This is a genomic window from Citrifermentans bremense, from assembly GCF_014218275.1.
Taxonomy (GTDB): Bacteria; Desulfobacterota; Desulfuromonadia; order Geobacterales; family Geobacteraceae; genus Geomonas; species Geomonas pelophila.
This window is the reverse complement of record NZ_AP023213.1, coordinates 347,495-359,303: the sequence shown is the minus strand read 5'-3', so window position 1 is coordinate 359,303 and position 11,809 is coordinate 347,495. Positions and strand designations below refer to the sequence as shown.

General features: G+C 63.0%; 6 protein-coding genes. 2 read left to right on the top strand and 4 right to left on the bottom strand.

Annotated elements, in window-relative coordinates:
- Positions 1–99 precede the first annotated feature (99 nt).
- The gene (locus tag GEOBRER4_RS01500; RefSeq protein ID WP_085814196.1) at positions 100–450 is read left to right on the top strand and encodes a winged helix-turn-helix transcriptional regulator; all 351 of its coding nucleotides are present in this window, start codon (positions 100–102) and stop codon (positions 448–450) included.
- Here GEOBRER4_RS01500 and GEOBRER4_RS01495 read toward each other — a convergent pair whose 3' ends face one another.
- The 4 genes from GEOBRER4_RS01495 to GEOBRER4_RS01480 all read right to left on the bottom strand — a co-directional run bounded on the left by GEOBRER4_RS01495 (position 451) and on the right by GEOBRER4_RS01480 (position 9,245).
- Positions 451–1,683 carry a c-type heme family protein gene (locus GEOBRER4_RS01495; protein WP_185243936.1) on the bottom strand — a complete coding sequence of 411 codons (1,233 nt, stop codon included), beginning with the start codon at positions 1,681–1,683 and terminating at the stop codon, positions 451–453.
- 24 nt (positions 1,684–1,707) lie between these two features.
- Positions 1,708–5,514, bottom strand: coding sequence for a FecR family protein (locus GEOBRER4_RS01490; RefSeq protein WP_226377861.1), 3,807 nt, complete (start codon positions 5,512–5,514; stop codon positions 1,708–1,710).
- A gap of 217 nt (positions 5,515–5,731) precedes the next feature.
- Positions 5,732–7,252: a tetratricopeptide repeat protein gene (locus GEOBRER4_RS01485; protein WP_226377860.1), complete on the bottom strand. Its 1,521-nt coding sequence runs from the start codon at positions 7,250–7,252 to the stop codon at positions 5,732–5,734.
- Between the two features lie 22 nt (positions 7,253–7,274).
- Positions 7,275–9,245, bottom strand: a complete 1,971-nt coding sequence (locus GEOBRER4_RS01480; RefSeq protein ID WP_185243933.1) for a CHASE2 domain-containing protein — start codon at positions 9,243–9,245, stop codon at positions 7,275–7,277.
- Between the two features lie 171 nt (positions 9,246–9,416).
- Between GEOBRER4_RS01480 and GEOBRER4_RS01475 the strand changes: the two genes are divergently transcribed.
- Positions 9,417–11,720, top strand: a complete 2,304-nt coding sequence (locus GEOBRER4_RS01475) for a GspE/PulE family protein (protein WP_185243932.1) — start codon at positions 9,417–9,419, stop codon at positions 11,718–11,720.
- Positions 11,721–11,809: the final 89 nt, after the last annotated feature.

Below are 11,809 nucleotides of genomic sequence, written 5' to 3'. Positions count from 1 at the left end.
CCATTCGCGTCAAATGGTCAATAACGAACTTATTTGAAACGTAGTACCTTTTTCGACACTCGGTACCCTTTCGGTAACCGTGGAGGCTTTGGAGCAGAGATGGGAAACGGGCAGGCGGCGGCACAGATGGTTTTCAGGGACAAGGAGTACAAGTGCGGCATCGACGTGACGCTGGCGCTGGTGGGGGGGAAGTGGAAGGCGTCCATTCTCTGGCACCTGGCCCAGGAGACCATGCGCTTTTCGGATCTGCAGCGCCAGTTCTCCGACACCACCCGCAAGATGCTGACCCAGCAGCTGCGGGAGCTGGAAGTGGACGGGCTGGTGCACCGCAAGGTCTACGCACAGGTGCCGCCCAAGGTGGAATACTCGCTCACCGAGAAAGGAAAGACCATCTTCCCCATCCTCGACCTCATGTGCGAGTGGGGACGCACCTATCTGCAGGAGGAATAGTTATTCCTCCGGGTCCCGCGCGCCCCGTTTCTTGTACGACTCCTGCAGCTGATCGAAGCAGGAGGGGCAGATGCCGTGGCTGAAGTGGGCATCCGAATGCTCGCTTATGTACTGCTCCAACTGCTGCCAGCTCTCCTCGTCGGTGCGGATCTTCTTGCAGTAGGAACAGATGGGGAGGATGCCTTCCAGGGTCCGCACCTTGGCCAGCGCCTCTTGAAGCTGCGCCACCTTCGCCGCCAGTTCCTGCTGTATCTGCTCCCTCTCCCTTACGTCTTCCTCCAGCGCCTGGTTCGCCGACTCCAGCGCGGCAGTCCTCTCCTTCACCTGCTCCAACAACCCGTCCTTCTCCTTGCGCAAATGGCGGGAGAGCTGGTTGAAGGTTACGGTCAGCTCCTTTAGTTCCTCCGCCCTGGACAACTCCGGTATATCCTGCCCCAGCCTGTTTTCATCGCGCAGGATCGCGTCGGTCCTGTCGCGCAGGACGGCGAGCGGGTTCAAAAGCATCCGGTTCATGACCAGGAACTGCGCTCCCGACGACACCCCGAGGATGGCCAGCAGCAGGAAGCAGAGCTCGAAGGAGAGCTTGTTGGCGTTGACATAAGCCTCGTGCAGCGGGATGCGGATCGATATGGCGGAGACGAGCTCCCGGTCCTCGCGGCTGAAACTGCGCTCGGGGCCATATCTCGCCACCATGTCGGCAGGCGCCGCGCCAGGTGTGCTGTGGCACCTAAGGCAGCTCTTCTCCATGCTCTCGCCGCGGCGCATCACCACGAAGTAGGGCTTGCCCTCGATCTCGCGGATGAAGGACTTGACGGCGAGGCGGGGATCCTTCCTGGTCTCCTCCAGGAAAGCGCGTTCCACCGGGTCCGCCTCGTTGCGGGGGCTGCGGGCGTTGATCGCGCACTCCTTGTAGTAGAAGTCGCTGTTGGAGAAGGCCTTGTTGTAGAGGTCGATCTCGCGCACCGCATAGGTGGAAGACATCCATACCGGATTGAAGTATTCCTTCGGGCGATACAGGTCCGTCAGCTGAAAAAGCTGCGGTTTCAGCTGGTTGGAGAAGTAGCTGTGAATGGCAAGGTTGTGGTCCAGTATCAGCCTCGCCTTCTCCTGCGCCACCACCAGCGCCTGGGCGCGCTGCTGGTGGTTGACCGTGAAGATCGTGGCGGCGGAGACAATGAGAAACAGGGACACATGCAGCAAGGTGAACATTTTCCGGGTTGTGATCGTCGGCATGATGATCCCTCCAGCCCTTCCCTTTTACTTGACAACACCCGCTGCAGTGCCCGTGAAGGTGGAGGCGCCGGGGTTACTGCGGCCGGCGGCGACCCCGGTGAACTGGACGTTGCCATACGTGCCGACCGCGCCGCTGTTGCCGTTGAACTGGAGGCTCGCGGACCACTTGTTGTTGGTCGTATCCCACTGCTTGACGGTGAAGGTGGGGGAGAACCCGGAGACGTTGACGCCCGAGCCGACCACCTGGTTCAGCGTCGCGGCGGAGCCCAGGGTGGGTACAGTCACGTAGCTACCCGAGATGCTGTCGGTGGCGAAGATCTCGGGGCGGCCGGTGGCGACCGGCGCGAAGAAGCGCAGGTTCTGGATCGTTACGTTGTACTCGCCGTTGCCGCCGGAGAAATCGGCCTTCCCTACTTCGACGGCAGGTATCTTCAGCTTGTTCAATGCGCCCGGATCGCTCGCAACCATCGAGAGGAACTTGTTGGTCTCCAGCCACATGCCGGAGGTAATGGACTGCAGCGACACCGGGTTGAAGGTTCCCACCGTCTCGCCGATGAAGATGCCGGTTTTGGGCGTCGCAGTGGCGTCTACATTTACCATATCATACCATCCCGCCCGGACGCCCGCGGCCATCTGTCCTCTCCCGGGGTCCCACATCTGCCCCGACATTGTTCCCACCGTGGTCAGGTTTGAATCGGGAAGAACGAAATCGATGCTCCAGGGGGTGTTGGCGGCAGGTCCCGAGCTGACGGGGGCGTAAAACCCGAAATTCCCGATGCCCCACTGGGGCGTGTTCGTTAGGAAACTGCGGGTAAAGCCATCGGCGTCCCCTCCGCCTAGAGTCACCCCGTTGCCGGTAAAGGTGGAGGCGCCGACGACAAACGTGGTCGTACCCGTGATGACGCCGCCGTTGTTCAGCGTGGTCGCGGTCACCGACGGGGCCGCGTCGAGCTCTACCGGGAAGAAATCGCCTTCGTTTTGCCAGATGTTGTTGGAGGGGTCGAGGAAGCCGGAGAATTTCCCCTGCAGTACCCCGGCTTTGCCGGCCGGGTCTATGTAGAGGGCGTTGGCTGCGCCGATGATGCCTGGACTGTCGGGGTTGCCCCCTACTGTGCTGACCCCTGCGACCAGCTGCCCGTAGTAGGCGCCGCCGTCGGCGGTCATCGCCTGGCCTGACAGGTCTTTCGAGATGAGCGGAGCACTGAATACGTAGTCGGTATTGGTCAGCGCCTGGCTCGGGGTGAGGAACCCGATCCCCCGGAACTCCGAGGTGAAAGAAGGCTTGGCGTTCCACAGGGACATGCCGCCCATGACGCCGTTGACGGTGCCATAGGAGGTGACGCTCCCGCCGGAGATGCGCCTGAGGTCCCCGGTGATGTTGTTGTAGTAGGTGACCGGGTGTGCGATGCCCGCGGCGCTGCCGCTGAAGGTCGTGCCGCTGACGGTGCCGACCGCTACGCCGTCAAACTCGTTTCTGAACGAGGTGCCGGTCTCGCCTATCGCGTTGACCTGCCCAAGCCAGGTGCCGTTGGCTGCGTTTACACCCGAAACCCAAAGATTCCCCATCACGCTGCTGCTGCTTGCAGTGGCGCCGTTCATGAGCGAGAAGTTTTGCTGCTGCAACGTCCCTCCAAAGCTGCCGCTCACGTTCTGCGCCACCCACAGAGAAAGGGGGCTCCCCGACCTGCCGTAGAACTTGAGAGTGCCGAAGTTGACGCTCCCGGTGGAGTTGCTCCCGTTCAAGGTGAAGCTGTCGACGCCGGCCAGGGTCGGAAATCCGAGACCGGCGGCCAGGGTAGGGTTGGCCAGGAAGCGGTTCAGGTCGATATAGACGCCGGTGGTCACCGCTCCGAAGGTCGAGGTGGCGGGGTTGGAGCTCCCCGTGAGCGTGCCGGTGAGGAGTTTGAGGCTTCCGTTGCCCAAGTCGCCCCAGACGCCGTCGGCCTTGCCGGTGAGCGCGCCTTCCTGCCAGTTGCCCAGCGACACCACCTTGATGCTGTTCTCTAGGTTGAAGACGTTAGCCGCGTCGACCGTACCCCACTCGGCGTTGCTGGTCAGCACCAGCTGGCTGCCGCTGCCGGCGTAGGAGCCAAAGGATTCCCTGGTCCAGATGCCGAAACTCGGATCAGCCGCCAGGTGCGCAAGCCTCAGCACGTCGCCCCGGTCGGCTATAGTGCCGCTGTAGTTGAGGCCGGAATCGAAAAGGTACCCTTCCGCCTCGTTGCCTCCGTCCATGTTACCGGTCAGCACCGGGCCGGTCAGTTCGACCATGGTCGTTCCCGTCTTGGAGTCCCACCAGCCGGCGCCGAAAGATGCGGGAAGGAGGGTGCTGGTCGGCGTCATCTCCGTCAGGGTCAGGGTTCCGGTGCCGCTCACCTTGCCGCTAGGCGCGGCCCCCGTGGCGCCACCCTGCATCAGGCCGATCTTCCCGGTCGGGTCGACGTAGATCCCGCTCAGGCTGGCGTCGATGGCGGTCCCCGCCGCAGCGGTGCTGTCGAGAGAGCTCCCGCCGAAATAGCCGAAGAAGGCGCCGCCGTCGGTCGTCGTGTGGGTGGGCGTGCTGTCGGAGAAGAAGTTGCCGAACCAGTAGTGGTTGGGCTGCTGCAGAGGCAGGGTCGGATAGCTGCCGGCAAGGCTTATCGAAGCGCTCTTGGTCGCCCAGGGCGAGGTCGTGCCCGAGATTACCGGCGCGAAACCGGGGTCGCTGACAATGGTAAGCAGGTTGGAGCCGGGGTCTATGGCGGCGCCCCGGGACATCAGCCCCCCGGCAAGCGTGCCGCTGAAAACCGGCGGTGTCGCGGGAGGGGGGGTAGTGCCTCCCGGGTAAGTCGTTGGCGGCGTATCAGGCGTCTTCCCGTCAGGAGAAAGGGGGTCATCTGGGTTTGGCTTATCCTCGGGCGGGACTAAATCTGTCACCGGCGGTGCCACAACAGTGGGGGAAATCGGCGTCGTAGGAACCGGTGCCGGAGCTTGCGGTGGCGGCGCGCTCAGGTCGGGGCTCGGATCCGTAAAACTAGGGCTGGTGGCGACGGGGCCGCCAGTGCTGGGGGTATCAGAAGAGGGGCTGCCGGAGCCGGAGTCGGACGACTCGGCAGTTGTAGTGCCGGTCGGCGAAGTAGTGCCGGAAGTCGGCTGGGAACCGGAGGATCCCGCACCGGCATCGCCGCTTTCGGCGGCGGGCGCCGCCTGCGGCTCGCCACCCTGTTTACCTGTCGGGTTGACGTCGCTTTGGTGGCTGTTCATCTCATTGTCGGATACCGGCCGCGGCGGCGTCGGCGCGCCGCGCCTGGTGACGGTGGTGGCGGTGCCGGCGACGAGGGTCACCCCCTTGGAGGGCTGCGACAGGCTCGCGGTATGCACCACCCCCTGCAAGACGGCCACCCCGGTCACGTTGGCCTGGTGATAGACGTAAAAGGAGGTGCCGCGCACCCCTGCGATGGCGTTGGGGGTCCGGATCTCGAAGCTGCGCGCCGTGCCGCCGGCGGCCGCGGGGACTACCGTCGCCTGCACCTTGCCGCGGGGAAGAGCGAGCTTCCGGTTGGAGGCCGAATATTCCCCCACGTCGATGCGGCTTCTCTGGGCGATCTTGATGACGCTCCCGTCGTTGAAGGTGAGCTCGGCCCTGGCGTTGCTCTTGGTGCGGACGAAGTCGCCTTTCTGCACCGCCCCCCCGACCCTGGCGGCTACCGCGGGGAGCTGCCCTCCCGGCATGATGTCCACCGCACCTTCCACGACGGTCAGTTTCCCCACCACCTCGGCCCATGCGGAGCCGGGAACGGTCAGGAGCAGCAGGGGAAGCAAAAGCGATATCAGCACCAGGATGCGTTGCATCGGAAGGCCAGGCTTCGAGCTACTCTTGAGCTCCCAGGCCGGAGCCTGCGAACAAGGGAATCCGTTGTTGCGTTCAAAAGCCGGGGCCTGGAAACGAGGAGAGTCGCTGCCGTGCTCCAAAGCCGGGGACTGCGAGCGAGTAAACTCGATATTGCGTTCCAAAGCCTGGGCTTCGGGACGGGAATAGCTGTTTCGGGCACTGATCATGGTGTGTCTCCTAAAAACTGAACTCTATCCCGGTGCTGAAGGTGTTGCGGTTGTAGTCGTACACCTTGATGTTGGATTTAGCCGTTGTGTGTGAGTACTGGGCCAGAAGCGCCACGTTGCCGGTCAGGTTCCAGCTGAGGCCGGCGGTACCGAACCAGGTGGTGTCGTCGCGCTGGACGTCGAAGACGGTGTTGGTCTTGAAGTAGTCCTGGGTGGAGACCTCGCCCGAAAGGTTGAACTTCAGCGCCGCGGAGAGCGGAATCACCCCGCTCGCCGAGTAGCGGTGCCCACGGTTCTTCCAGTTGACTCCCCTGGCGTTGTCGTAGCTGAAGTCGTAGCGCAGAGCGGCCATCCCTCCCTGGTCGCCATAGCTGAAGATGTACCCGGCGGAGGCGCCCCCTATGTTGGCGTCGCGGTCCTCGTCCTGCACCAGCGGGTCCTGCAGCATGTCGCGGCGGGTGAAGTTGGCCGCTGCCTGCAGTATGTGCTGGGGTGCTGCCTGCCAGGACCAGGTGGGGCGGACCGTGACCAGCACTTGGTACTCCTTCTCCTTCAAGAAGACGTGGCTGAAGTTGATGGGGAGGGAGAAGATGGAGTTGCCGAAGGAGCGGCCGGGGTTGACCGTGAGCGAGTTGATCACGGTACTGGGATTTTCCTCAGCGGTGTTGGTGTCGCCGTACTTGGTGCTCTGCACCAGGTACTGGGCGCTGAAGGTGTAGTCGTTTTCAAGAAGAGGGGTGTAGTCGAGCCGGAAGCTCCCCATGAAGGCGTGGTCGCGCTGCCCGGTCGGGTTCCCGATCTGCGCCCTGGCGCCCGCGTTCGACGGGCTGGAGATGGCGTTGTCGTCGTAGAGGTAGTTGAGCCCCAGGGTCAGGTGCAGCGGCCGGTAGCTTTCCAGGATGCGGGTGAAGGACTGCTCGTATTCCCTCGCGTACCCTGCTATCTCGGAGTTGGGGTCGGCGGCTACCACCGCCCGCAAGGCGTCGCGGGCCCGGGTGAGCTTGCGCGACCCGGCCATCGCCATGGCGATCTGGAGCTGTGCCGGCTGGTTGAGGGACGGGTCGAGCCCTTTCGCCTTTTCGAACGAAGCGACCGCCTCATCGGTTTTGCCGAGCCCGGCGAGGATGATCCCCTTCAAGAAGGCGCTCCGCGCCGGGTTCACCCCTGCCGCCTCGGAGCGGTTCGCCCATTCCAGCGCCTTGTCGTCGTCCCCCTGCACATGCCAGGCGTCGGCGAGTTCCAGGTAGGCGTCGAGCACCGGGGGCTTCAGCGTCGCCGCGTCGGTGAGATCCTTGATGGCGCCCGCGATGTCCCCCCCCTGTTTGCGCGCCATGCCGAGGTAGAACGCCGCAAGCGACGACTCCGGCTGTTCGGCCCGCGCCTTCTGCAACAGGGCCAGAGCCTCCTCGAAGTTCTCCATGCGGTACTGGACGATCCCCTCGTCGAGGTTTGCTGCCTGCGCCGGCGCGCCAAAGGTCAGGGCGGCTACGAGAGCCGCGGCGGCCAGGGATGCGGTTTTAATCACGGGCATTCCTCCTAAAGTCAAAACCATTTTATTTCTCCGTCAGTCTCAAGGGTTCCATCTCCTCGCACTCGATGATGACGGCGGGGGCGTCCCCGGTGGAGACTGCGGTGTACAGCGTCACCGGCTGCTCTTTCCCTTTCACGATCACGCGGCTGACGCCGCTCAGCTCGATCCCCGCAAGCGTCCCGGCCTCGATCGGGCCCCGCAGCTTCTCGACCGTCTTCTCGGTGACCAGTATCCCCGCGTCGAACCTGCGGGTGAGCGACTCGACCCGGCTGGCGAGGTTCACTTCGTCGCCGATGACGGTGTAATCCATCTTCTTCCCCTCGGCGCCGATGTTGCCGACGATGACCCAGCCGGTGTTGATGCCAATGCCGCAGCAAAGCTTCGGCTTTCCCTCCCGCTCCCACTTCTCGTGAAGCTCGGCTAGCCTGGCCTGCAGCTCCAGCGCGCAGCGGAGCGAACGCTCGGCGTGGTCGGCGCAGGGAAGGGGCGCGTTCCAAAAGACCATGATGGCGTCGCCCACGAACTTATCGAGGGTCCCCCCCCACTTGAGGATGACGTCGGTCATCTCCCCCAGGTACTCGTTCAAAAGGGCGACCACTTCCTCCGGCGCGTGCTGCTCGGAGAAGGTGGTGAACCCGCGCACGTCGGAGAAGAGGATGCTTATTTCGCGCTTCTCGCCGCCGAGCCTCGCCAGGGCGGGGTTGTCGATCAGCTCGTTGACGATGGTAGTGGTGACGTAGCTCGAGAACATGGCGCGTATCCTGCGTGCGCGGCGCTCCTCGACCGTGTAGTTCCAGGCGGTGACGGACATGAACAGGAAAAGGAGGTTCCCCAGCGGGCAGGCGAGGTTCACCCACACCCCGAACCGGCTGAAGAGGAGTATTCCTGCGGCCGCTACGACCGCAGCGCCGACCGCTACCGCCACCGCCCCCCAGAAAAGCCTCAGACGGCTCAGGATGAGCGCCATGACCAAACCCGACAGCAACAGGAAGAAGAGGTCCTGGGCCGTAGTCGCCTTCACCAGGAACCGGTGCTCCAGGATCGAGGCGGCGATGGTGGCCTGCTTCTCCACCCCGGGCATCACCGCGGTGAAGGGTGTAACCCTCAAATCGAGCATTCCCACGGCGGAAGCGCCGATGAAGACGATGCGGTTGCCGAGCTCTTTCGCACCGACCTTGCCGTCGACGATGTCTGCGACCGACACGTGGCGCAGCGTCCGGCCCGGCCCGTAGTAGTTGATCGGCATGCGCCCCCAGCGGTCGGTAGGTATCACCGTGCTGCCGACCTCGATGGATCGGGTGGCGTGCACCTGCAGCTTCTCGGGGGAAACCCCCTTGTAGAAGGCGGCGCTTTTGAGCCCCAGGGACGGGTAGAGGAGACCGTCGTAGGCTACGAGCAGCGCCTCCCAGCGCAGGGTGCCGTCGAAGTAGTCCGGCAGCATGCTGATGTGCGCCAGCGACATGGCGCTTTCCCGCAGCGGCTTAACCGGTATGATCGGCTCCCCGGTCGACGTTATCGGGGGAAAATCCCGGTACAGCTCCGGCTCCAGGATCGCGGAAACGGCCGACGGCTCCAGGTCGGGGTTGGCACGCCCCTTAGAGGAAGTCTCGAAATCGAAGACGATGGGAAGAATTACGTTGCCGGCGTCTTCGATGGCGCGAGAGAGTACCCGGTCGTTCTCATCGCTCTCGGGGAAGATCACGTCGAAGGCGATGACCGCCGCCTCGGCCCGGGCCAGCTTGTCCACCAGCCCCGCCATCACCTCCCGGCTCCAGGGCCAGCGCCCGAACCTCGCCAGGCTTTTCTCGTCGATGACGGCGATCACCACCTGGTCCGGCGCCTTCACAGGTCCGCGCAGGTGGAAACGGAGGTCGTAGAGCTTAGCCTCGGTGATCTCCAGCGGGAGCGGATTTTCGACCAGCAGCAGGCAGAAAAGAGCGGTCACGGCGCAGCCGATAAGGAAGCGTATTGTGGCTGAGCTGAGATTCTTCATAAACCAGCAATTCCTTCAGTTCACGATCTATCTGCCGATGAGCCTACTACATGTAACGTTTCGGAAACGGCGTTTAAAACTTTAAGTTAAGCAGCAGCCGGACGTGTTAACCAGGACTAATCCAACCGGAAGCTGCCGGCAAAGTATGCCATCGCCACAGAGGACAGATCTATGCCAGATGCAGATCAACTCAAACAGCAACTCGAACATCGCAAACGGTTCATGGAGAAGATCAACGAGATCCACTCCTCCGGGAACCTGAACACCATACTGGTGCAGTTGAAGGACAGCATCGCCGAGCTGTTCAAGGCGGAGCGGCTGACCATCTACGTGATCGACCATAAGCAGAAGATGCTCATGTCCAAGGTGAAATCGGGGGAGGAGATCCAGCAGATCACCGTCCCGATCGGCAGCAACAGCCTCGCCGGGTTCTGCGCCCTCTCGGGGACGCTGCTTAACATAAGTGACGCCTACGACTCCCACGAGCTGAAGATGATCAGTTCGGGGTTGAGCTTCGACGTCACCTGGGACAAGAAGAGCGGCTTCCGCACGAAGCAGGTGCTCTGCGTCCCGATGAAGTTCAACAACCAGATGATCGGCGTGATGCAGCTCATCAACAAAAAGGCCGGGGACAGCTTCGACGACACGGACCTAAGCTACGCAACCGAGCTCGCCACCTCGCTCTCCATAGCCATCCACAACATCTTCCGGCTCGCCGCCTCGGCCAAGCTGATCAGGAACAAGTCGCGCTACAACTACCTTTTGGACAAGAACCTCCTGGAGGAGTCCGACATCCAGAGGGCTACGGCGCATCCGGACGTGGCGAGCATAGGGCTCGACCACGTGCTGATGCGGGACTACAAGATCCCACGCGAGGAGATGATCAAGTGCCTGAGCCTCAACTTCGGCACCGAGTTCGTCTCCTTCGACCCGGACCTGCCCAGGCTGGACGACGTGCTGAAAAAGACCAGGCCAGACCGCCTCAAGAAGGAGCGCTGGGTCCCGGTCAAGATCGACCACAGCGTGCTGCAGGTCGCCATGGAGGACCCCACCGACCTCGCCAAGCAGGACCTGATCAAGTTCGTCTTCCAGGAGTACAAGAGGATCAGCTTCGTCGGTGCCTTCAGAGAGGACATCGGAAAATTCATCGACCACTACTACCAGCTCGCAGGGGGGAGCGCCGAGGGACCTTCGGCCAGCATCTCCGACCTTCTTAGCAAGCTCGACACCGACGACGACCCGGCGGTAGAGCAGGAAATGCAGAAGGTCTCGGAGCAGGACAGCGTCATCGTCCAGCTGGTGAACAAGATCATCTGCGAGGCACACGAGAAGAACGCCTCCGACATCCACATCGAGCCGGCGCCGGGACGCGAGGACGTGACGGTGCGCCTTAGGATCGACGGCAGGTGCGCCGTGTACCAGCGCATACCCTACAAGTACAAGCACGCCCTGACCTCCAGGATCAAGATCATGGCGGGGCTCGACATCGCGGAGCGGAGAAAGCCGCAGGACGGAAAAATCGACTTCAAGAAGTTCGGCCCCAGGGACATCGAGCTCAGGGTGGCGACCCTCCCGAGCTCGGGACAGCTGGAGGACGTGGTGTTGAGGATTCTCGCCTCGGGAGAGCCGATCCCGTTCGAGAACCTGGGGCTCACCGAGCGAAACCGCGAGGTGTTCACCGACTGCATCAAGAAGCCGTACGGGCTGATCCTGGTGGTGGGCCCGACCGGCAGCGGCAAGACCACCACGCTCCACTCCGCGGTCTCGGTGATCAACACCCCGCAGACGAAGATCTGGACCGCCGAGGACCCGATCGAGATCACGCAGAAGGGGTTGAGGCAGGTGCAGGTGAACGCGAAGATAGGCCTAACTTTCGCAGTCGCCCTGCGCGCCTTCCTGCGCGCCGACCCCGACGTGATCATGGTGGGGGAGATGCGCGACGAGGAGACCGCCTCTATAGGCGTGGAATCCTCTCTTACCGGCCACCTGGTCTTCTCGACCCTGCACACCAACTCGGCGCCGGAGACGGTGACGAGGCTACTCGACATGGGGCTCGATCCCTTCAGCTTCTCCGACGCGCTCCTCTGCATCCTGGCGCAGCGACTGGCCCGCAGGCTCTGCAGCGGCTGCAAGGAAAGCTACCGACCCGCCGAGGACGAGCTGCAGGAGATCGTCGCCGAGTACGGCGAGGCGGAGTTCGCGGCGCTCAGGATGGACCCGGCCACCATCACGCTCTCCAGGGCCAAGGGGTGCGCCAAGTGCAACGGCTCCGGGTACAAGGGGAGGCTCGGCCTGCACGAGCTGTTGGATTGCGGGGACCAGATGAAGGCGCTCATCAAGGGGAAGGCCGAGGTGGCGGAGTTGCGGAAGCAGGCGATCGCCGACGGCATGACCACGCTGAAGCAGGACGGCATCCTGAAGTGCTTCCAGGGGCTCACGGACATTCATGAAGTGCGGCGCGTCTGCATCAAGTAACTCAGCCACTTAGAGTCCGTTTCCTTGTTTTTTGAAAGGGAATGGGGTATAAGGGCGTGTCTGCCAGTGAAATCCCGGCCGGCACATCG